The 22,972-nt window shown below is 60.5% G+C and carries 18 protein-coding genes and 3 tRNA genes; all 21 read right to left on the bottom strand.

From position 1 onward, the window contains the following. Nucleotides 1-96: 96 nt before the first annotated feature. Nucleotides 97-729 (bottom strand): RraA family protein, encoded by a 633-nt coding sequence (locus MO767_RS18790; RefSeq protein WP_282481726.1) that lies wholly within the window; start codon nt 727-729, stop codon nt 97-99. Beyond that, nucleotides 720-1,502: an IucA/IucC family C-terminal-domain containing protein gene (locus MO767_RS18785; protein WP_282481725.1), complete on the bottom strand. Its 783-nt coding sequence runs from the start codon at nt 1,500-1,502 to the stop codon at nt 720-722. Before MO767_RS18785 ends, MO767_RS18790 begins: the two co-directional genes overlap by 10 nt. Further along, nucleotides 1,499-2,290 carry an ABC transporter ATP-binding protein gene (locus MO767_RS18780; RefSeq protein WP_282481724.1) on the bottom strand — a complete coding sequence of 264 codons (792 nt, stop codon included), beginning with the start codon at nt 2,288-2,290 and terminating at the stop codon, nt 1,499-1,501. Before MO767_RS18780 ends, MO767_RS18785 begins: the two co-directional genes overlap by 4 nt. A 12-nt stretch (nt 2,291-2,302) precedes the next feature. Then, nucleotides 2,303-3,334: an iron ABC transporter permease gene (locus MO767_RS18775; RefSeq protein ID WP_282481723.1), complete on the bottom strand. Its 1,032-nt coding sequence runs from the start codon at nt 3,332-3,334 to the stop codon at nt 2,303-2,305. Beyond that, a complete protein-coding gene (locus MO767_RS18770) occupies nt 3,327-4,304 on the bottom strand; it encodes an iron ABC transporter permease (RefSeq protein ID WP_282481722.1) in 978 nt (325 codons plus the stop codon). The genes MO767_RS18775 and MO767_RS18770 overlap by 8 nt, the downstream gene beginning before the upstream one ends. Nucleotides 4,305-4,320: 16 nt before the next feature. Next, complete coding sequence (locus tag MO767_RS18765; protein WP_282481721.1) at nt 4,321-5,241, bottom strand: iron-siderophore ABC transporter substrate-binding protein; 921 nt, start codon at nt 5,239-5,241, stop codon at nt 4,321-4,323. Next, nucleotides 5,234-7,081, bottom strand: a complete 1,848-nt coding sequence (locus MO767_RS18760; protein WP_282481720.1) for an IucA/IucC family protein — start codon at nt 7,079-7,081, stop codon at nt 5,234-5,236. The genes MO767_RS18765 and MO767_RS18760 overlap by 8 nt, the downstream gene beginning before the upstream one ends. A 4-nt stretch (nt 7,082-7,085) precedes the next feature. Further along, a complete protein-coding gene (locus tag MO767_RS18755) occupies nt 7,086-7,859 on the bottom strand; it encodes an aldolase/citrate lyase family protein (protein WP_282481719.1) in 774 nt (257 codons plus the stop codon). Then, the gene (locus tag MO767_RS18750) at nt 7,853-9,724 is read right to left on the bottom strand and encodes an IucA/IucC family protein (protein WP_282481718.1); all 1,872 of its coding nucleotides are present in this window, start codon (nt 9,722-9,724) and stop codon (nt 7,853-7,855) included. Before MO767_RS18750 ends, MO767_RS18755 begins: the two co-directional genes overlap by 7 nt. Nucleotides 9,725-9,743: 19 nt before the next feature. Continuing rightward, the gene (locus MO767_RS18745; protein WP_282481744.1) at nt 9,744-11,171 is read right to left on the bottom strand and encodes a DHA2 family efflux MFS transporter permease subunit; all 1,428 of its coding nucleotides are present in this window, start codon (nt 11,169-11,171) and stop codon (nt 9,744-9,746) included. Further along, nucleotides 11,168-12,379: a type III PLP-dependent enzyme gene (locus MO767_RS18740; protein ID WP_282481717.1), complete on the bottom strand. Its 1,212-nt coding sequence runs from the start codon at nt 12,377-12,379 to the stop codon at nt 11,168-11,170. Before MO767_RS18740 ends, MO767_RS18745 begins: the two co-directional genes overlap by 4 nt. Next, nucleotides 12,372-14,156 (bottom strand): IucA/IucC family protein, encoded by a 1,785-nt coding sequence (locus tag MO767_RS18735; protein WP_282481716.1) that lies wholly within the window; start codon nt 14,154-14,156, stop codon nt 12,372-12,374. The genes MO767_RS18740 and MO767_RS18735 overlap by 8 nt, the downstream gene beginning before the upstream one ends. Nucleotides 14,157-14,368: 212 nt before the next feature. Then, nucleotides 14,369-15,745: a diaminobutyrate--2-oxoglutarate transaminase gene (locus MO767_RS18730; protein WP_282481715.1), complete on the bottom strand. Its 1,377-nt coding sequence runs from the start codon at nt 15,743-15,745 to the stop codon at nt 14,369-14,371. Nucleotides 15,746-16,101: 356 nt separating this feature from the next. Then, the gene (locus MO767_RS18725) at nt 16,102-18,525 is read right to left on the bottom strand and encodes a TonB-dependent receptor (RefSeq protein WP_282481714.1); all 2,424 of its coding nucleotides are present in this window, start codon (nt 18,523-18,525) and stop codon (nt 16,102-16,104) included. Between the two features lie 67 nt (nt 18,526-18,592). After that, nucleotides 18,593-19,543: a FecR domain-containing protein gene (locus tag MO767_RS18720; RefSeq protein ID WP_282481713.1), complete on the bottom strand. Its 951-nt coding sequence runs from the start codon at nt 19,541-19,543 to the stop codon at nt 18,593-18,595. After that, nucleotides 19,540-20,049 carry a sigma-70 family RNA polymerase sigma factor gene (locus tag MO767_RS18715; RefSeq protein WP_282481712.1) on the bottom strand — a complete coding sequence of 170 codons (510 nt, stop codon included), beginning with the start codon at nt 20,047-20,049 and terminating at the stop codon, nt 19,540-19,542. Before MO767_RS18715 ends, MO767_RS18720 begins: the two co-directional genes overlap by 4 nt. Before the next feature lie 392 nt (nt 20,050-20,441). Next, nucleotides 20,442-20,518: transfer RNA gene (locus MO767_RS18710), tRNA-Asp, on the bottom strand. A gap of 92 nt (nt 20,519-20,610) precedes the next feature. Then, nucleotides 20,611-20,687: transfer RNA gene (locus MO767_RS18705), tRNA-Asp, on the bottom strand. 55 nt (nt 20,688-20,742) lie between these two features. Further along, nucleotides 20,743-20,818: transfer RNA gene (locus tag MO767_RS18700), tRNA-Val, on the bottom strand. A 159-nt stretch (nt 20,819-20,977) separates the two neighbouring features. Further along, nucleotides 20,978-21,754, bottom strand: a complete 777-nt coding sequence (locus tag MO767_RS18695; protein ID WP_282481711.1) for an SDR family oxidoreductase — start codon at nt 21,752-21,754, stop codon at nt 20,978-20,980. Then, nucleotides 21,751-22,962, bottom strand: coding sequence for an O-succinylhomoserine sulfhydrylase (locus MO767_RS18690; protein WP_282481710.1), 1,212 nt, complete (start codon nt 22,960-22,962; stop codon nt 21,751-21,753). Before MO767_RS18690 ends, MO767_RS18695 begins: the two co-directional genes overlap by 4 nt. Nucleotides 22,963-22,972: the final 10 nt, after the last annotated feature.

Here is a 22,972-nt window from a genome sequence, read left to right as displayed (position 1 = left end):
CTGCGCTTGCGGCAAACAACCAGTTACAAAATTCTGACCGAAGAATCAAAGGATTGCCGCATTGCGCTGCAACAAATCGATGAGCAGATAACAGTTTCAGGTCAGCCGAGCGTCGAGTCTCTGCAGGAATTCCGCGCGGCGCCGTTCGTCGATTTCTTCTTTGGCCAGTAACTCAGGCAGCAGCTCGGCCGCACGCCGGGCATCGAGGATGAAGACACCGTCATCATCACCAATGGCCAGGTCCCCCGGCTGCACCTGAACCCCGCCCATATTGATCGACCGATTGACCTCCCCACGGGCGCCAATACCGCGAGTCGTGTACGCACTGACGTCCCGACAAAAGATCGGCAACCCATGGCGACGCAATGCACTGACATCCGTGACGGCACCCGACACCACCACCCCGGCCAACCCTTTGATCAGACCGGCCAGGGTGCGCAGTTCGCCCCAACAGCCACACTCCTCGTCGCCCACACATTCGATCACCAGCACGTCGCCCGGCTCACTCAGCAACAGCGCTTCACGCAAAATGCTGCCATCGGGCGGGAAGACTTTGACGGTGACGACGTTGCCGATCATGCGGATGTCGTTGAACAACGGCTTGATCCCCCGCAGGAAACCCCGATCGGAAAAATGGCCGATGGTTGACGAAGGGATCGACCGGTAGGCGTTGAGCAACTCCGGGGTGACGAGCTGCTGGCGAGGGTTGATTTGATAATTCATCGGCATTTCCCCGGACGCAGCAGTGGGCAGGTCGAACAATATTCAGCGGGCTCAGTAGCCAGGTAGTAGAAGCAGCAGGTTCGCCGAAAGCGAATGCTGCGCTGCCCCTCGTCGACCAGCGTCGGCGGTCGGTGGAAATGGCTCAGCGGGTTGTAATCGAGGCCGAACAGCGCAGGTTCTGCCTGAGTCAGCAACCACCTGAAGTCCGCTTCATAGCGTTCGCGTACCGACGGCTCGTCGATTTTCGCCATGCGTTTTTCGTACAGCGAATACACCCGCACAGCGGTGTTTTCCCAGAGGATGCGCCGGGAAACGCCACTCACACGGTTGAAGGTTTGCCACAGCGGCTTCAACAGCCCGGCAAACAGTGACTGCACCAGGGCTTCCCGCCAGGCCTCGCGCTCACCTGCCCCGTACGTCAGCGGCAGGGAATGAGTCAGCGGCATCGAAGACGTCCACAGCCCGTCATCGTGGCCGTATTCGATCACCGTGTTGTCCGGCGACAGCAGCAGTCCTTTGTCGTACACCGACATGGCGTACAAACAGGCGCCGGTGGCCAGGAACGACAGGCGCTTACCCAGCAGCGAGGCGGTGATCGCCCGCGACGGTGAGCCAATGACCGGACTCAATGCGTCCAGCAAACGCTCGCACACATCCTCCTGCAACAGATCACGCGCCATCAGCGAGCGTAATGGGTCACGTTCGGCGCCGTCCTTCAACCGCAACCCACTGCCCAGTACGCTCCACTCTTGCGCGGTGAAGTAACGAGCCAGACTCATTGCGGCAGTTCCCGACCAAACGGGATGCACATCGGCGTACCAAAGAACGGGTCAGGAATAATCCTGCAGTTGAGGTCGAACACCGTTTTGACCAGCGCCTGAGTCAAGACGTCCTCAGGCCGGCCCTGGGCAAATGCCGTACGCTCATGCACCGCGACCATATGGTCCGCATAACGACAGGCCAGGTTGAGATCGTGAAGCACCATGATGATGGTTTTGTTCTCGAGCCGATTGAGGTCGCGCAGCAGATCCAGCACTTCAATCTGGTGAGCCAGGTCGAGGAAGGTTGTCGGCTCATCCAGCAGCACAATGCCGGTGTCCTGGGCCAGGGTCATGGCGATCCACGCACGCTGGCGCTGGCCACCGGACAAGGCATCCACCGGTCGATCCGCCAGCGCCTGCAGACTGGTCTGCGTCAGCGCGCGATTGACCATGGCTTCATCCTCGGTCGACCACTGCTGCATCCAGCTCTGATAAGGGTATCGACCCAGAGCCACGAGTTGGCGAACGGTAATGCCCTCCGGCGCCGTCGGTGTCTGAGGCAGGATGGCCAACTCACGCGCCACCGCCGCTGTGGATTTTTGCTGGATATCCACACCGTTGAGAATCACCGAACCTTGCTGCGGTTTCAGCAGTCGGGCAAAGGATCTGAGCAAGGTGCTTTTGCCGCAGCCATTACTGCCAATCAGCACCGAGATCTTGCCCTTGGGCAGTTGCATGTCCAGCGCGTCAATAATCACCTGGCGCTGATAACTCAGGGTCAGGCCGCGACTTGCAATCGACGTCATACGTTGAATTCCTTAATGACGTTGTTTAATCAACAAATAGAGAAAAAAGGGCGTGCCCAGCACCGCGACAAAGATCCCGGCCGGCAGATCCAGGGGCAAAAACAGCGTGCGTCCGACCAAGTCCGCCAGCATCACCAGATTGGCTCCGACCAGGGCCGCCATCACGGCCTGCCCAGCGAAACCGGGTACCACCAGACGCTTGGCAATGTGCGGCGCAATTAGCCCGACAAAGGCGATGGCCCCACCCCAGGCAATGGCTGCCCCGGCCAACGCCACACTCACCAGCAACAAACCCGCCCGCAGCCATTGCACACGCACGCCGATGCCCTGGGCCAGGTTGTCATCCAACTGTTGCACCATCACCTGACGGGCCAGCAGCACCAGCAGCGGGCAAATACCCAACAACCAGCCCGCCAGCGCCAGCGGTTCGGGCCAACTGGCGCCGTACACGCTGCCCGTCAGCCAGACGTAGGCCGACAGAGTGGTGGTCAGCGGACTGAACACCAGAATGAAAGTGGTCGCCGCCATCAACATCGCCGAGACGCCCACGCCGATCAGCACCAGCCGCAGCGGTGAGGCCCCCTGTTTCCAGGCCAGCAGATAAATGGCCAATGTTGCCAGAGCCGCACCGAGCATCGCGGCCAGGGGCAGAAACTGTTGCCCCAGCGTCGTGGACAAGAACGACAGGTAAAGCACGGCGGCGGCGCTGGCACCGCTGGTGATGCCGAGCAGGTCCGGCGATGCCAGCGGGTTGCGGATGATGCTTTGCAGGATCAGCCCGGACACCGACAAAGCAGCCCCCACCAGTGCCGCCAGCACAATACGTGGAAAGCGCAGTTGCTCGACGATCAACGTCAGGCTGGCGTCCTGACTGGAAAACAGGATTCGCATCACCTCAAGGGGCGAAAGGATGACTTTCCCCAACGATAACGAGCCGAGCGTCACTAGCACCGTCAGCACCAGCGCCGTTGCCAACCGCCACCACGTTGAAAGGTTGACCCGCCGGGAATACCCGCCTCGGCGCCAGGTCACCACCCTATCCATAACGACCTCCACGCCGGGCCAACATGATGAAAAACGGTGCGCCGAACAGCGCCGTCATCACCCCCACCGGCACCTCCTGAGGCAGGATCAAAACCCGCGACAGCGTGTCCGCCAACAGCAGAAGAATGGCGCCGAGCAGCGCACAACCAGGCAGCAACCAGCGATGGTCGATGGACAACTCCTTGCGCACCATGTGCGGCACCAGAAGACCAATGAAACCAATGCTGCCGGCCAACGCCACCGCGCTGCCCGCGAGACAGATCACCAGCACGCTCATCAGCAGCCGGATCAGGCCGGTTCGCTGCCCCAGGCCCATGGCAATCTCTTCCCCGGCGTGCAGTACGTTGACCTGCCCGGCCAGCAACAGCGCCCCCGACAACCCGAACACATCAGTCAGCAATAAGGGTGCGGCGTTCGACAGGTTGCGTTTGGACAACGAACCGGCCATCCAGAAAAGCACCGTGTCCAAGCCATCCTGATTCACCACCAGCAGCGCCTGGCTGAAGGCGGAGAACAACGCGGCGATCGCCGCGCCCGCCAGCACGATGCGCAGCGGACTGAGACTGCCTTGCCCCATGTTGCCGATCAGCCACACCAGACAACCCGCCACGGCGGCGCCAATGAACGCCGACCATAGCCAGGCGTCCGGGGATGACAGCGAGAAAATCGAGGAAAACAGGATGATAAAAAAAGTCGCACCGGCATTGATCCCGAACAGCCCGGGTGACGCCAACGGATTGCGGGTCAGTGCCTGCATCAGGGCGCCCGCGACCGCCAGGCTGGCGCCTACGGAAATCGCCATCAGGGTGCGCGACAGACGCGTGGTGGCCACCAGCACATGACTCATACTCAGCGGGTCGGGATGGACAAACGCCGCGGCAATCTGTGGCAGTGGAATCCAGGTCGCACCGACCGCCAGGCTTAACACGCAGCACAGCAGCACAGCAGCAACACGACACCCGCACTGCACAGCTTGACTCCCGAGCTCATGAGGCCACCTGCGCGGCGGCCACGCGGGCCACGTCGTCAAGCATCAGGTTCGCCCCCAACATCCCGCCCGACAGACTCCAGGCGACACCATCGACTTGCCACACCTGTCCTTGCTGCGGGGCACGCATCTGCTTCCACAACGGGTGTTGCACCAGGCTCTCGTAGTTGCGTTGCACCGCCGCGTTCTGTGCGCGCAGGAACACAAAAAAGATGTCGGCATTCACCACCGCAAGGCTTTCCTTGCTGGTGAGTTTGATCGACACCCCGCTCGCCTCCCGGCTGCTGTCACTCCAGTTGAATCCCAGTTCGCTGAGCACGGAGCCCGGAAAACTCGCCGGCAAATAACTGCGGATATGGTCTTCGCGGATGTCCAGAATCGACACCGTGGGCGGCCAGCGTCCGGCAAATGTCTGCTGCAGTTGCTCACACAGTTGTGCCACGCGTTGCTGCCATCGGTTCAGAATCTCGTCGGCCCTCTGTTGCTGGTTTAATGCAGCACCCATCAGTGCCAGGGTCTTTTTGAATTCAAACACTTCCTCCAGCATCAGCACCGGGGCGATCTGCTTGAGTAACGGTGCAATGCGCTCATGGCGAAAGCGCGAGGCAACGATCAAGTCCGGCTTGAGCAACGCGATGTCTTCAAGACTGGGCTGGGTCTCCAACCCGACATGGGGCACAGCGCCCAGTGCTGCGCGCAAGTAACGATAGGTCGGTTTTTCGCTCCAGGAATCGACCACGCCGCACGGGGTCACGCCCAACACCACGGCGCTGTCGGTGGCGCCCTGAAACAAGGTGATCACCCGCAACGGCGCGGCGTCGGCCTCGGCCCACGCCGGCACGGAAAACCTGAGGGCGAGCGCCCCCAGGGACAGGCGCAACAGCGTGCGCCTGGAGGGTTCACGTCGCGGTTCAGGCATTGCGATCGAGCCTGTGAAACGGGTTGACCACCTGCCCTTTGCCAAACGGCATGCTGCCAGGGCCACCCGCGCGTTCGATCATCGGGGTGAGCAGCAATTTCTGCGGCCAATGTGGCGCTTCGAACAGCTGATGCTTGATCATGACCCGCGCCTCGGCGTCAAACTCGAGGGTGTCGATCAACTCGTTGAGCACTTCGCCCATCGCCGTCCATAACCCGGTCGCCGGCAATGCGTAGACCTCAGCCAGCGTATCGATGATGGCGCGGAAGTTGACCTGAATGCCCAGGGTCTGCAACCAGAACAGCAGGTCTTCAGGGCGCTCGTGGTACAGCGTGTTGGCGTGCCCATTCTTCAACCGGTAAGCCGGGTCGGCCAGACCGTTGCGTTCCAGCCACGGCACGAAGATGCGCAACGAATCGTGGTCGCGCAACAGCAAGCCCTGGGCGTAACCGGCCTTCCACACCAGCACCGCGTTCTGACCGTGAATTTCTCCGAGCATGCCGATGCGGAACATCCGCAGGTTGATATCGAAGAAGCTGTGGCACAGCTCGCGGAACAGCGTCATCACCGACGCAGCGTTGGCCGGCAGTTGGCGGTAGCCCATCCAGTCATCGAAGAAGTGTTGATTACTGCCCGGCAGCGGTGTGCCCAATGCCGCCATGGGCACCAGTCGGCAGTCCGGGTCTTCGAGCAGCACGGGCGGATAGCCGCGCACCATGGCCGACAGGTGACGCGGCGCTTCGTCGAACAGCGTCGCGTCTGGCGGCATGAACGCCCACCATTTGGTTTCGTCGCACAGGTGCAGCGACTGTTGCAGGGTTTGATCTTTGCTCAGTGCCTGACGCAGCAGCGCCTCGCTCAAGCCGCCGTTGATCATTTTTACTGCGGGTAAATAACGCGACGCGCCCAACGAGTAGATCGCCATCGGCAACTTGAGGTAATCGGCACTGTTGAAGCACGGGGTCATCGAGCGTAACGACGAGGTGGCGAAAAAATCACCGTCGGTGAAGTCCAGTCGATGGCAATCACCCTTGGTGAAAGCGTCGCCGAGCTGTGCCTCCAGCACGTGTTCGAACTGCCACGGGTGCACCGGCAGCGCGATGTGGCTCTGGGCAATGCCCCGCTGCTGCAGCTCTTGTTGCAAGTTGGCCTGCAACAGCGGCGGCAACAGGTACTGGGCGGGATAACTCTGTGCCAGGTCCGTTACGCCGTCGCCGCATTGCAGCAACGTGCGATCGACCGCAACCCAATTGAGTGCCACCGGACGGGCGAACTCCGCCTGATACTGCTGATATTCCGCGTCATCCAAACCCTGCTTGGCCTTGGCCAGCGGATGGTAGGGACGATCACGCAACGAAGCCCACTGCTCCATCGCCAGGAAAAAGTCCGCGTTGCTTTTTTCCAGCAAGCGTTCGCTGTCGACCCGATGGGCCAGGGACAACTCGGTTTGCCGGACGCTGGTGCGCAGCACATCCAGAAACAGGGCGAAGCCTTTTTCATTGTCCGGGTAGCGATCGGTCATCCCTGCCAATACCTGGGTCGTGAAAGCCTCGGGTGACAGCGCGGTCAGCTGGTCATTCTGTCGCGCCCAAACCGGCGTGCCCGGCACTTTCTCCCATTGCTGGGTAATGCCGGGACGCAGTGCAATGACGATGCAACCTTGGGGATCGCTGGGCCATTCCCAGATTCGTTGTTCGGCGCTCAACCCGGTAAACGGCTGATCCGCCGATGACGAGGGCGTCACCAGATTCAGCGGCTCGGTCCCGAAAAAATGTTCGGCCAGCAAACAATCGACCAGATCCTGCATCACCCTGTCGGCGGCCATTGTGGTGAAGTTCATCCGATTATTTTCCTTCTGCTGAAGTGGCGGCCAATCTGGCCTGGAGGGCACGAAAAGCGATGCCACGCTCGTCACCCAAAACAAAACTTTTTACGCCCCGAGCCAACCACCGTTCGTGGTCGCCCGGCTGACGTGGAATCGCGCAATACGGCACGCCCGCGGCACTCGCCGCTTGCCAGCTGGAGAGCAGCGCTTGCTGCACCTCGGGCCGGTCGATCTGCCAGGGTATGCCCATCGATTGCGATAAGTCGGCGGCCCCTTCGAGGATCATGTCGAGGCCGGGCACGGAGGCAATCTCTGCCGCCCGCCGCACACCTTCGGCACTTTCGATCATCGCCACGACCATGATTTGCTCGTTGGCCAGTGCGACGTACTCCGCCAGGCTGTGTTTGCCAAAGGCACCGGGGCGCCCGGCATTCAGGCTGCGGGTGCCCTGCGGGTGGTATTTGCAGGCACGAATGCTTTCGGCCAGGGGTTCAGGGCCTTCGATCATCGGCAAGACAATGCCCTGGGCACCGCCATCGAGCAGGCGCAGCAGGGTTTTCGGGTTGAGATCCGCCACCCGCACCAGCGGGGTCATCGCGTAACTCTCGGCGGTGCGGATCATGTTCTCCACGGTCTCGGGATTGATCAGCACGTGTTCCATATCGATGATCACAAAATCAAAACCCGCCTCGGCGATCAGCTCGATGGCCGCAGGCGACGGAATCGAGCTGATCAGGCCGTAGACCGGCTCACCTGTTCTGAGCTTCTGCTTGAGCAGATTGGTCCTCAGCATGATTGCGGCCGGAAGGCGTGCAGCGGATTCGGCACCGATTTGAAACGACGTTCGCCGTCGCCCAGCAGGCGGCGCTTGGTCAGCTCCTCCACTTCATAGAACGGCGCGAAAACATCAAACGCTGCATAACGCGGACGGTGTTGCGGATGTTCAGCCTGGTAGGTGGTGATCACCTCGGCGGTCATTTTCCAGAACCGAGCCTCGTCGAGCTGATAGTGCTGATGCAGGAAGATCGCCATCTCGGCCAGCGCGATGAAAAAGAACGAATCACAGGAAAAATCCCGGACCGCCTCCAGGTCGTCGGTGAGGATGAACGAATTGCGATTGAGCTTGGCGTGGCTGGCGGGCAGCGGCACCAGGGTCGGGCACAGATCGGGGCGCCCCAGGTGTTGCGGCGAATAGCGCACCCCGTCATGGAAGTCTTTCAGGGCAATACGTTGCGGCCAGCCCTGCTTCACGATCAGGACGATGTTCTGCCCATGGGATTCCATGCCGATGCCTTCGGCGTACAGCATGTGAATGATCGGCGACACTGCCACCTGCAACAGTTGACGGGTCCAGGCGTGCAGGCCGTACTGAGTGATCCAGGCGTCGATGAACGGGGTCTGTTCGCCGCTGCCGTAGCGATTGTCCACGGAGCTCAAACCATTGAACGGCACCGCTTGCTCATCATCTTGCAGGTAATGGTGAATGCTCTCGCGCCACAGGGTGCCCATCGTGCCGTAGGCCTGGGACATCCGCGTGGCGGGTAGATGATCGTAGTCAAAGCTGACGCCAACCACTTCGCCGAGAATCACAAAGCCAAGATCGCGAGCGGTGCTGTCGCTGCCAATCAACTGCTGCAACCAGTCGGCGATGATCGGGCCGTTCATCACCGTATGCCGGGCCAGAATTCGGGTGCTGGAGGTATTGGTCATGCTCAGCGCGAGCTTGACGTAAGGCCGCTTTTTCTCAGTGACGTTGGCCAGGGTGCGGATCGACTGCTGCGCCTGATAACGGTCATCCGTAGTGCCCAGATAGATCACATCACCGCTAACCAGTTCTGGGTAGAACACAGGAACGATGACGTTTTCCCACTGCCATGGGTGCACCGGAATCAGCCAGTAATCTTCCATCGACTTGCCTTGATCGCGCAGATTCGCCGAGAGCTGCTGCCAGCGCTGGAGTCCGAATTCCTGCTGGATAAACCCGTCGAATTCCAGGTGCCGTGAGATGTTCATCGCGCCGCAGGATTTGGCGACGGCCAGCCAGACAATCGCGATGGGCGCGGCAAATTCCGGCCCGTAACGGGCGTTGTCCTTGAGCGAGAAACCGATGCGCGATTTGTAGCAAGGGTGATAGCTGTGGGCGTCCATGAAGTGCTGTTCCAGCGCATCGACATCCAGTTGATGGGTTGGCTTGGCCGCTTGATAACCCTGACTGCGCGATTGCAGATCCTTGAGCATCGTTTGTTCAAGCTCATGGGTGAAGCGTGGCAGGTGCGGGCTGTCCTGAAGTTCGCTCAGCAGCTCCGCCAATGCTTGATGAAGGTGCGGCCGGCTGCGTGCGCCCAACGCATCTACGCGCTCGAGACTGGCATAGTCGAGGCGGATCAGCTCGAAGCTTTCACTGAGCAATCCGCTGCAGTGGTACTCCACCGGTTGCTGCTGCGCATCGACCCCGCTGACGACAAAACGGTACTGGCCGCCATCGAGGGGCGAATGGCGATACGGCAGGACGTTTTCATACAGCAGCGTTTGCAGCAGCTGGCCCACCACGCGCTGTTCCACTTGCTGATAGTGGCGCGGATCGGCCGTTGCCAGCCAGACGCCTGGCGCAGAATCCGCAGCCTGAGGTGTTGCCTGTGAAGAAGTCGCCATAGTCATAACCTTATCCATGAAAGAATTAACGGTGTTCGAGGGCCGAGGGCAGTGCCTCGGCCGGCTCGTCGGATGCGTGAACGGGAAAACGCCAGGCACAGGGCAATGCCAGCAGGACGAGGATGCCGGTGGCCATGAAGACCTCGCTGATCGCCCCCGGGGTCGCCAGCGAAACAACGCCGCTCGCTGTCTCGGCGGCCAGGCGAAACTCCAGCCAGAGCGAGGCAATCACGATGGCCAGCGACGAGACGAGACGACGGGAAATGTTGTTCATCGCCGCGCCCTGGGTGACCATCGTTTCAGGCAGCGCATCGAGCCCGGCGGTGGTGATGGGGATATAGGACAGGCCCAGCCCGGCGCCGCGGACCATCATCAGAAAAAACACCACACCGATTGAAGCGCCAGCCCCCAGCACGCCCAATCCCAATGTGGCGCCCCCGGTCAGCAGCAGCCCCCAGAACACCACGCCTCGCGGGCCGTGACGGTCCAGCCACTTGCCGCCGAGATGCCCGAACAGGCTGGCGAACATCGCCGTGCACAGCAGCGACAGGCCGGTCCAGATAGCGCTGTAGCCCATCACCACTTGCACCAGCAGCGGCAGCAGGACCAGGCATTCGAACATGCCGACCGACTGCACCACGGCGATGATCACGCTCAAGCGATAACCGCGCAGGGCAAAGATGCGCAGGTTGAGCAGCGGCGAAGTCCGGTTCAGCTCCAGTCTTACGAACGCGATCAGACACAGGATCGCCGCCAACAGCATGCCGAGGTTGAGAGAATCAGTGAGGGCTTCGGCATGGCGCAGACGGCCAACGGCGATCATCAGCAGGCCGATGCCCGCCGCGATCAACAGGTAACCCGCCAGGTCGAAAGGTTTGCGTTCCGATGTTTCAGAAGCCGGCAGCACGCCGACGCCCAGGATCAACGCCAGCAGGCCAATCGGCACATTCATCAGGAACAGCGAGCGCCAACTGAACCACTCCAGCATCAGGCTCCCGCACAAGGGCCCCAATGCCGGCGCCAGCATGACCGCCGCGCCCCACAGGCCGGTAACCCTGCCCCGCTCGCCCTTGGCGTACACCGAAAAAATGATCGCCAGCGACAGCGGAATCATCAGCCCGCTGGCGATGCCTTGCACCACGCGTGCGGCAATCACCAGCGCGATGGAGTTGGCCAGCGCCCCCAACAGCGAACCGCAGACAAACAACGCCACGCCCCACAAATACAGGGATTTTCGCCCAATCCGCTGGCTGAGAAAACTGGTGAGGGGCATGGTCATGCCCATGCTCACCATGAACGCCGCCACAATCCAGGTGGCCAACAGCGGACCGATCTGAAAGGCCTCCATGAATGCCGGCAACGCCGGATTCAGCGAGCTGTTGTTCAGGCTGACCGTCAGCGTGCCCAACAACACATTGACCACCACCAACCAGCGCGGCACGGCAAACGTCAATCCCACAGGGTGACTCCGGCTTCCTGCACAAACACCTGCAGCGGTCGCGGATGACAGAGGAAGTCGGCATGGGAAATGTTGTAGCCATAGGCACCCGCCAGCGGCAGCACCAGCATGTCGCCGATCTCCACCCCGGTGAGCGCGCAATCGCGGCTCAACACATCCTTGGGCGTACAGAGCTGCCCCACGACGGTCCACTCCTGTTGTGGCGCCGCTGACGTTACGCGATGCCGGGGCAGATGAATGACCGGGTGATCATGGCCCTGGGCAACCGGCAAACGGAACTGATGAGTGCCGCCCCGACAGACCAGGAAGTGCTGGCCGTGACTGGTTTTCCTGTCCAGCACTTCAATGGCGTAGTAGCCGCAGAAGGCGCTGATGAAACGACCGGGCTCAAAGCGCACGATGGGCGCATCGGCACACGCTGCAAGACTCTGCCCCAAATGCCTACACAAGCGCTGCCAGTCGAATTGCTGCGGCCCGAGGTAATTGACCCCGATGCCACCGCCCACATTGAGGTGGGTGATCGCCGCGGGATCGGCCGACAACGCTTTCCATTGCGGCCAACGCTGAAGGTACAGATCGAGCAATTGCTCATGGCGCTCCACCAGCGATTGATGGGACATCGCATGCACATGGAAGCCCTTGAGCCGCAGGTGGCTGGCGTTATCGACCCAGCTGACCGCCTGAGCCAGCTCCGACTCATCGATCCCGAACGGCGTGGCCGTGCCGGCCATCGCCAGTTTGCTGGAGAGCGGCGACGGCAGTTCAGGGTTGATCCGCAGCAAAACGTCTTGCACGCGCCCCGCTTCCAGTGCCAGCCGTTGCAGACGGACGATTTCATTCAGACTTTCGATGTGAATCGCTTCGACCTGGCGTTGCAGCGCCGAACGCAGATCGGAGTCCAGTTTGCCGGGGCCGGAGAAGATGAATGGCTTGCGCGTCGGGCAGGCCTGGAGACGATCGATCTCGCCGCCAGAGGAAATCTCGAACCCGTGCACCAACGACGCCACGGCGGCGAGGATTTGCGGTTCGCTGTTGGCCTTGATTGCGTAGTAAAGCTCCACGCCTTCGGGCAGCGCCGCCATTACCTGCGTCACGTGCTGTTTCAGCGCGTCCAGGTCGTAGATGAACAGCGCCAGTGGGTCTTCGTGTTTTAGGCGGGCTTCGTCGATGGCGGCCAATACCGTTTCGGGCAGCTTATCCATGCTTGGCCTCCTTGCCCCACGGGGACACCAGACTGACGTAGCTGGCCTGGCGATCGGCCTTGGCGGCCAGACGGACTTTCAGGTTGGTTTTGCAGGCAATCGGCTGACCGGCGATCAGTGCGTCCAACTCCGGCGCAGCTCGGGCCAATTCGGCGCGGATGCTGATCAATTGCTGCTCCACCCGTTGCCACATCAGCGGCGCCAGGTGCGGACGCTCCCAACTCAAGGCCAGTACAGCCTCGGACAAGTTGTTGACGAACAGGCAATAGACGATGCGATTCCAGCCTTGCTGGCGGGAATAGAGCAGCGACTCACGCACCCGTGGATGAACGTCTGCGTCGATCCGCGAAACACCCAGTTCGTCGGTCAGTTTGACCCCTTCGAAATCCCGCAGCAGCAAGCGCTGTGGACGACCGTTGTCATGCACCAGCACGCTGTTCTGCAAGTGCGGCTCCATGACGATGCCGTGATTGAAGAACAGCGCCAGCACCGGCCGTAGCAGCAGCGCCTGATAGTCGTCGAACCAGCTCAACAACGTTTGATCGTCGATGTCATTGCCGTTGAAGCGGCTCAGGAACTCATGCACCAACGGTGGTAAATGCAGACCACGAGCGAACAATGTACCGGCCATGATGCTGCAGTCGGTGCCGGTGTCGAGGCAGAAGTTCTCCCGCAGGATCGCCCCGGTCTGTTCGCGGAACCAGTGGTTATCCGCTTCGCTGGCCTGTTGCGGCGCCCAGCTCAGATTGCCCGGTTCTGCCACCACCGAAAGCCCGCCAAGGGTTTCGGGCTGGGTCGATTGGAGATTTCGAAAGACTCGGTCAATCATCAGTGCGCTTTCCAGTTCGTACCAGGCGTTTTTCCTGACGCAGTTGGTGATGCGCACGTTCAGCGAGCCCTTGATGAAAAACTCATGGCCCTCGATGTACCAGGTTCGGATGGACGCCGTGGGGTTGGCCATCAGCCCTGTGGCACCAAGATCGACGATGGCCGCAGATTTCAGCAGACGCTGTACGCGACCGTCCTGCATGAACAACTGCGCCTGAACCGGGTGCATGCAGATAACCGCGTGCCCCGGCCGCGCCTGCGCTTGATCGGCAAAACCGGCCAGCACTTGGGATTTGCTCAGGCCGTTGGCCCCGACGCTCAAACCTTCCAGCGGCACCTCGAACAGGTGCAACGGCGTGCGGGCCTGGAATTCCGGGGCATAGGTTTCCTGGGCCAGATGAGCTGGCCACAGGCGCGCCTTGGGTGCCGGGTGGTTCGGATGACCGAACCACAAGCCCTGCTCGCTGGCGAGGTAACCGCTGAGCGGTGCCGGGTGCTGGCCGTCCATGTTGTGGCCGACGATCGCTGCGGTCAGCAACTGGCTTTGCAACACCTGATCCAGCAACTCGTCGTTGCTGGCGCGGGTCATGTGTTCGCACGCCGCAAGCAACTGCTCGACGAACTCGGCAAACTTCAGGCACGACCAGCCGCCCTCGCCACGCCGGGCATAAACGTCCGACAGGTAACGGTGACTGCCCAGACCATCACGGCGGTCCACCATCACAAAGAACTGCTGCTGGTTGGGCAGCTTGATGGTCAGGGGAATGCCCTTCCATTCCAGACCCTCGAGGTAACTGCCCGGGGCGATACCTTGCATCTGCGTCGGCCAACTGTAACTGAGGCAGTTTTCCGGCAAGGCAAACTCTTTGATCAAACAATTAAGCAACGCGCGCGTCGTCGCCAACTCACTGACCATATTCGATAAAACACTGCGATCTGGATGAGTCATGGGTGCTCCACAGTAGCCCGCGAGGCCACTGGACACGTTATATGGCGAAAAAATTAGTTGCTGATCGACCTGTTTTACAGCCGACGAAACCCCACGTAACGACATCACTTCACTGAACCTTTTTAAACAATCAGACGACCATCAAAGTTACTTGCAGCAACCTCATCAAACTTCAATTCGGCGGACTGCGAGCGCAACTTCGATTGATTCAATCAAGGGCGCAACTGCAATAACGCTGCAGCCATCGCGTTATCAAAACGCTGGATAACTTGCTGGCATTGTTCATCGTCGATAATCAATGGCGGCAACAAGCGGATGACATTGCCCTTACGCCCACCGCGTTCCAGCAACAGGCCTTGTTTGAAGCACTGTTGCTGGATGGCCACGGCCAGCGCCGGGTCCATCGGGAAATGCCCGTGACGATCAGCTGGCTGGCGCTCGTCGACGATTTCGATGCCCAGCATCAGGCCGCGACCGCGCACCTGGCCGAGGGCCGGATAATGCGCCTGCAACTCGACCAGTCGGTCCTTGAGCCACTGGCCACGACGCTCGGCCTGGGCGGCGAGGTTTTGCTGTTGTAGCACCTGCAACGTGGCCAGCCCGGCGGCCATGGCCATCTGGTTGCCGCGGAAAGTGCCGGCGTGATTGCCTGGTTCCCAGGCGTCGAATTCACGACGGATGCCCAGCACGGCCATGGGCAAACCGCCACCGACCGCTTTGGACATGACAATCAGGTCCGGCTCGATGTCGGCGTGTTCGAAGGCAAACATCTTGCCGGTGCGGGCGAAACCGGTCTGCACTTCGTCGAGGATCAGCAGAATGCCGTGCTTGCGCGTCACCTCGCGGATCGCCCGCAGCCAGCTCGCCGGAGCACAGTTGACCCCGCCCTCACCCTGCACCGCTTCAAGGATCACCGCCGCCGGCAGTGACACGCCGCTTTCGACGTCTTCGATGAACTGGGTGAAGTAATGGGTCAAGGCCTCGACCCCGGCCTCACCGCCAATGCCCAGCGGGCAACGGTATTCGTGGGGGTACGGCATGAACTGCACCCCGGGCATCAGGCTGGCGATGGCATTTTTCGGCGCGGTGTTGCCGGTCAGGGCCAGGGCGCCGTGGGTCATGCCATGGTAGGCCCCGGAGAAACTGATGATGTTGTTGCGCCCGGTGTAGGTCTTCGCCAGTTTCAGCGCGGCTTCCACCGCATCCGCCCCGGATGGCCCGCAAAATTGCAGGCAGTAATCACGGCCCTGGTTCGGCAACAGGCTGAGCAAGGTTTCGCTAAAGGCGTCCTTGACCGCGGTGGTCAGGTCCAGGGTATGCATCGGCAGGCCTGAGGCGAGGAAACTGTCGAGGCTGGCCATGACGGCCGGATGATTGTGCCCCAGGGCCAAAGTGCCGGCGCCGGCCAGGCAGTCGAGGTAACTATTGCCTTCAACATCGGTCACCCAGAGCCCGTGCGCTTTGGCGATGGCCAGCGGCAACTTGCGTGGATAACTGCGCACATTGGATTCGAACTTGCTTTGTCGAGCCAGATAGTCGGCATTGGTTTTTTGCAAAGGATTAGAGTGCAATACGCCATGATTCAACATCGATTCATCCCTCGTTAAATTCGATATGCAACTTATTCTCATTAACAAGTTGTTGCAACTAATTCTTAATACTATTTGGAAATTTACGTATAGTAATTTTAACTACTTTAAAAACTATCAGACACGCAAAAGACCAAGTTAATAAACCTGGTATAAAACTCCGAAAGCGCCATGATCTAGCCATGATCTTTTAATGCAACTGACAACTTCTGTATAGGTTACCGACAGGTAGCTACTTATACGAAAGAGTCTTGATTATTCATTAACTGAGGGTGTGCATATGCCCTTCCTCTATACGAATCACGTAATGGTCCTACGAAGACGCCCCGGTCCCTGGGGCGCATGACAGGGGTGAATCAGAAGTCGACGGTCGCCGAAAGTAGGTAGGTGCGCGGGGTCGACAGCGTCAAGCCAGGCTCGCTGTCATCCGAGGCCCCGGCCGAACTCCAGTAGCGCTTGTTCGCCACGTTCTCGACATTGGCACGCAGGGTGATGTTCTTTTCCTCGACCTTGAACGCGTAGCGTGCGCCCACGTCGAAACGCTCCCAGGAGTCGATTTCCTTGTTGTTGGACTGGTCCAGGTACTGCGAGCTGGAATAAATGCCGCGGCTGGTCAGGGTCAGACCCTGTACGGTTGGCACGTCCCACTCGGCGCCCAGGTTGACGTTGTATTTTGGCGTGGCCGGCGCCCGGTTGCCGTCGAAGGTGCCATTGGTGGTGTTACTCAACTCGCTGTCGATGTACATGACACCGCCGAGCAGGCGGAAACCATCGAGCGGTTCACCGAACACACTCAGTTCCACACCCGTGTTCTCACGCTTGCCGTTCGGGCCGAAGACGCGTGTCGTGGCGTTGGTCTCGTAAGCCGGCTGCTTGATCCGGAACACGGCGGCGGTGACGGCGAACGCACCGGCGTCATACTTGGCGCCGACCTCGACCTGGCGGCTGATGAACGGCGGGAAGATCTCGTCCTCGTTCACCGAGGTCGACGGTGCGATCTTGCCCTGGCTCAGGCCTTCCATGTAGTTGGCATACAGCGACAGCTTGTCGGTCGCCTTGAACAGGATGCCGCCCGACGGCGAAACCTTTTCCTCGTCGTAGGCGGTGTCGCCTCTGACGTTATCGGTCCAGTCGTCAACCTTCACGCGCTGCCAGCGGGCGCCGAGGGTCAGCAGCAGCCGGTCATCGAAGAAACCCAGGGTGTCGGACAACGCCACGCCGGTGGAACGGTTCTCGGTGTAGACCTTCGAATCCTGTCGCGTAGGTCTGACAGGCGTTGGTGTTTCCACGGGGTCATAGAGGTTGCTGCGGGCTGCGGCATAACGGGCGCCGCCATTTTCGAAGTCCATGTAGTAATAGCTGGCAGCCAGGTTGACTTCATGGCTCACCGGGCCGGTATGAAACCAGTTGCGCACCCCTGCTGTGGCCGTCCGGACATTTTCGTCACGGGTGAAGTCACGCGGTTGAACGCTGAAATCGCCAGCGTCGTTGGTGACCGAAACGGCATGACGGAGGAAGTCATGATTACTTTTACGTGCCCCCACGCCGCCATACAGCATGACGGAATCGTTGACATCGAATTCGCCGTTCACCGTGCCGAAAGTGTCGTTGGTACTCGCCTTGCTCCAGGGCTGCGCATAGTTGTGGCGCACATCGCTGGCATGCGGAACCTGCGCGTTAGGACCAACCTGCACGCGCTCCTGCGGGGCATCGGTATCACGCTCGGTGCGCCCGATGTCCGTCGAGAGTCGCAGGCGTTCACCGCGAAAATCCAGGCCCAGGACGGCCATCTCGCGGTCGACATTCTGGTGATCCCATTCGGTGTCGCCGGACTGCTTCACGCCATTGAAACGAAGACCGAACTTGTTGTCTTCACCAAAGCGCCGGCCGACATCCACGGCACCGCCGACCTGGCTGCCGGAAGCGTAGCTACCGGTGAACGAAGTGATGGGCTTGTCGGTTGCGCGCTTGGGCACCACGTTGATACCGCCTCCCACGCTGCCCCTTGGCGAGATGCCGTTGATGAGCTGGCTCGGGCCTTTGAGGACATCGACGCGGTCGGCCATCTCCATGTCGATCGTATAGGTCGGCAGGACGCCGTAGAGACCGTTGTAGGAAACATCACTGTTGAACAGGCTCAGCCCGCGAATGGTGAACTGCTCATAGCGCCCACCCGCCGGGTTGGTGGCACGAACCGAGGGATCGTTGGCGATCAGGTCGCCCAAGGTACGCGCCTGCTGGTTTTTGACCACCTCACTGGTGTAGGTGGTCATGCTGAAAGGCGTTTCCATAAAGTCTTTCGAGCCCAGCAAGCCTTGCGAACCACGGCGCGCGACCTGGCCGCCGGCATACGGATCGCCGTCCACCGGGTCAATGGCACCGAGAATCGAGGTGGCGCCCAGTTGCAGGCTGCCGCCTTCTGGCGCCGGGGTCACGATGTACGCCTCTTCGCCCACCGGCTGCAGTTGCAGACCGGAACCCTGCAACAGTCGGGCAAAGCCCTCCTCGACCGCGTATTCGCCGGAAAGTCCAGGGCTGGTGCGACTACCCACCAGTGCCGGGTCCACTGACAGATTGACCCCGGCCAGCCCGGCGAAACGGGTCAGCGCTGCGCTGAGGCTTCCTGCCGGCACCTGGTAACTGCGTCGAGGCGCGTCTTCGGCCCAACCGGCGGAGATGAACAACGGACAGGCACTCAGACTCAGCAACAGACTCAAGTGCAACAACGGGCGCAGCCTGGAAGAACCCAGACGCGTACTGCAGAGCATTACTACTGGCATTGCGAATCTCTCTGATTTCGTTTTACTTGCCTTGAATGACAAGCGACGCGAAAAAAAGGGACAGGCCTCAGACACTATTTTTGCGCGGCAGCAACGTAACCCAGTAGCGGGTTCGCCTATGCACCTCCAGCGGCAAGCTGGCCGCCAGCAACGTCAGGATGCGATCGGTGTCTTCCAGACGGAAACTGCCGGTGACGCGCAGGGATTCGAGTTCCGGTTCCCAGCGCAGCACGCCTGGGCGATAGGTGCTGAGTTCGCGCAGAAAATCGCCCAGGGGCTGGTTCTGTGCCATCAACACGCCGTCGCGCCAGCTTGGGGCAAGCACATCGAAAGATTCGACGCGTCCAGCCCCCATCGCCTTTAGGTTGACTTGCTGGCCTGCGCGCAATGAAAAGACCGGTCCGCGCAAAGGCTGCAACTGCACCGCACCTTTAAGCACTGACACCTTGCACCCCATCAGCCCCTGACGAATGCACACGTCGCTCTGACTGACGAGCACTTGCCCGAAGTGCGTCTGGATTGTCAGCGGCGAGGTGCCAGGTACATTCAGCGCTATTTCGCCTTCCACGAGTGTCAGTCGCCGATTCTTCAGGTCGATATCGACTGCACTCGCGGTGTTCAATTGCAGTGAGCTACCATCGGCCAACTGGACTTTTTTGCCCTCCCCCGTCGCGGTTCGCAAGTCAGCGCGCCAGACATCCAGAGGTAGCTGCCGGCTGATCAGCCAAGCGGTTGGCACCAACGCCACCGCCCCGACGGCGCGTTTGAGCACCGTGCGCCGACTCGCCTGCGGCCGATCCAGGCTGGCCATGGCCAGTGCCGACGGCAGGTCGGCAAAGCGTTGGCGCAAGAGTTGGGCTTTCTGCCAGGCCTGTTCGTGATTGGGATGGCTGTCACGCCAGTGCTGCAAATTGGCATGATCGCGCTCATTGGCGGCGCCTGACTCCATGAGTGCCAGCCATTGAGCGGCAGCCCGCACGACTTGCCGGTCTTGCGCCGAAGGGGCCGAACCGATCACAAATCCACCAACAGGCAATGCTCATAGGCTTGCGCCATGTAGCGCTTGATCGTGCGCTCGGAGACTTGCAGGCGCTCAGCGATCTCGTGATAACCCAAGCCCTCCAACTGACTCCAGAGAAACGCCTGGCGCACCGCGCTCGGCAATCCATCGAGCAATTCATCCAGGGCTTGCAGGGTTTCCAGCAGCAACCAACGTTGCTCGGGCGACGGCACGCAGTCCTCAGGCAGCAGCGCCAGCGCACTGAGGTAGGCCTGCTCCAGGCTGCGGCGCTTATAGAAATTGGTGAGCAGTCGCTTGCCGACCGTCGCCAGATAGGCGCGGGGTTCTTGCAGGTCAGCGATGTGCTGGGAGCTGGCGAGTAAACGCACGAACGTATCCTGGCTCAAGTCCGCCGCATCATGGCCATTGCTCATGCGTCGTCTCAACCAGCTCTCGAGCCAGCCACGATGGTCGCGGTACAGGTCGTGGAAGGTTTGCGCCGCCGGCATCGCTGCATCACTCATCTAAAGGAACCCTGCGCAAAGAAATATTTTAAATGCGACTCATTCTAATTAGTGTTGAGACTTCAAACCAAGCGCTTTGTGCGTTTTGCCCCCAGGAAAAACTTGAGTACGCGAATGAGAGACAGGTGTTTCTGCCACGCAGCTACCGGTTAATCGGGGCTGAGCGTTATTGAGGGAAATCGTCGAGAGGTGTAAGAATTCGACACACGACCGCATTTGGCCGGCAGATGCGAATACCCATGGTTGCGGGGACAAGGAGAAAAGCCAAATCGCAGACACAAAAAACCCCGGTCTTTCGACCAGGGTCTTTGCTATCGACTCGAAGTATACACTGGCTTTACCAGCAGCTTTCTTCGTAGCTCCAAGGCGTTCAGTGGGCCTTGAAGCAGATATGGCGCAGCGGACGGGACTCGAACCCGCGACCCCCGGCGTGACAGGCCGGTATTCTAACCGACTGAACTACCGCTGCGTATCGCTTTGGACTTGCGTCCAAGTAACTTGTCTGACTGAAAGCTTCGAGGCTTTTCAATCTCGAGGCAGGCGAACCTGACTCGGAAAATATGGCGCAGCGGACGGGACTCGAACCCGCGACCCCCGGCGTGACAGGCCGGTATTCTAACCGACTGAACTACCGCTGCGCGTCGGTGGAGGCTTTTAAAAGCTTCCATCTTGCTTTCGCAAGACTCTCGGAAGTGGTGGGTGATGACGGGATCGAACCGCCGACATTCTGCTTGTAAGGCAGACGCTCTCCCAGCTGAGCTAATCACCCGTTTGCATCTCCGAGGCCGCGAAATTTACGCAGATACCGAAGCTAAGTCAATACCCCGCTTGAAGTTTTTCTGAAAAAGACAAAATCATGTCATTTCCCGCAGCGCTGCCCACGGCCGCCTGCAACCTCAAGCCGCCGCTGTCGCGGCCCCTGCTCGAATTACTCGCTGTAAATCATCTTCTTGGTCATGCCGCCATCGACCACGAACTCCTGGCCCGTGACAAAACCGGCGTTCTTCGACAACAGCCAGGCGACCATCGCCGCCACGTCCTCGACCGTCCCTACCCTGCCCGCCGGGTGCTGGGCATGATCGGCATCGGTCAGAGGTTCTGCACGACGTGCGGAGGGATCCCGCGCATCGATCCAACCCGGACTGACCGCATTGACGCGGATTTCCGGCCCGAGGCTGATCGCCAAGGCATGAGTCAGGGCCAACAGGCCGCCCTTGCTCGCCGCATAAGCCTCAGTGTTGGGTTCCGACTGCCCGGCGCGGGTCGAGGCCAGGTTGACGATCGCGCCGCTGTGAGCGCGCAGGTACGGCGCACAGTGCTTGGCCAACAGCATCGGCCCACTGAGATTCACTGCCAGCACCCGATTCCAGTACGCCAGATCAAGGCTTTCAAGGGTGATGTTGTGCGGATCGGCAACCGCCGCGTTGCACACCAGCGCATCCAGACGCCCGAACTGCCCCAGCACTTCGGCGACGCCCAATGCCACCTGCCCTTCGTTCGAGACGTCCATGGCGATGAACCAGGCGTTGTCGCCGAGCACCTTCGCCACTTTCGAACCGCGTACTCGATCAAGATCAGTCAGCACCACCTGCCAGCCTTCGCTGATCAGCCAGGCTGAGATCCCCAGACCAATGCCCCGCGCAGCACCCGTGACCAGTGCGACGCGGCCATTGGTGCCGGTGGTCGGCGTGGACAACTCGATCACAAGGCAGCCAACCCGCGCGCCAGATCGGCTTGCAGGTCGGCCACGTCTTCCAGACCGACCGCAATGCGGATCAGGCTGTCACGAATGCCCGCTGCTTCACGCTCTTGTGGCGCCAGACGGCCGTGGGAGGTCGTGCTCGGGTGGGTAATGGTGGTTTTGGTATCACCGAGGTTGGCCGTGATCGAAATCAGACGGGTCGCATCGATAAAGCGCCAGGCGCCCTCTTTGCCGCCCTTGACCTCAAAGCTGACCACCGCGCCGAAGCCCTTTTGCTGACGCTGGGCCAGTTCGTGCTGCGGATGGCTTTTCAGGCCGGCGTAATGGACTTTCTCGATGCCGTCCTGTTGCTCCAGCCACTCGGCCAGTTGCTGGGCGTTGGCGCAATGCGCCTTCATCCGCAGGTTCAGGGTTTCGAGGCCCTTGAGGAAAATCCAGGCATTGAACGGGCTCAAGGTTGGCCCCGCAGTGCGCAGGAAACCGACGACTTCTTTCATCTGCTCGCTGCGACCGGCCACAACACCGCCCATGCAACGGCCTTGGCCGTCGATGAACTTGGTTGCCGAGTGCACGACGATGTCCGCGCCCATCTTCAGCGGCTGCTGCAACGCTGGGGTGCAGAAGCAGTTGTCGACCACCAGCATCGCGCCTTTGGCGTGAGCGATTTTCGACAGCTCAGCGATGTCCACCAGTTCAGCCAGCGGGTTGGATGGCGATTCGACGAACAGCAATTTAGTGTTGGCCTTGATCGCCGCATCCCAGCCGGACAAATCCGCCAGAGGTACGTAATCGACCTCAATGCCAAAGCGCTTGAAGTACTTCTCGAACAGACTGATGGTCGAACCGAATACGCTGCGCGATACCAGCACGTGATCGCCAGCGCTGCAGAGGCTCATCACCACCGCCATGATCGCGGCCATGCCTGTCGCCGTGGCCACAGCTTGTTCGGCGCTTTCCAGCGCGGCAATGCGCTCTTCGAACGCACGCACGGTCGGGTTGGTGTAACGCGAGTAAACGTTACCCGGCACTTCACCGGCAAAGCGTGCCGCCGCATCGGCGGCGGTACGGAATACGTAGCTGGAAGTGAAGAACATCGGATCACCGTGTTCGCCTTCCGGCGTGCGGTGCTGGCCGGCGCGTACGGCCAGGGTATCGAACGCTACGCCATCGAGGTCGCTGTCCAGCCGACCGGCATCCCAATCCTGACTCATGCTGTCACTC

This window comes from Pseudomonas sp. UYIF39, from assembly GCF_029963765.1.
Taxonomy (GTDB): Bacteria; Pseudomonadota; Gammaproteobacteria; order Pseudomonadales; family Pseudomonadaceae; genus Aquipseudomonas.
This window is presented reverse-complemented; position numbering and strand designations above follow the sequence as displayed.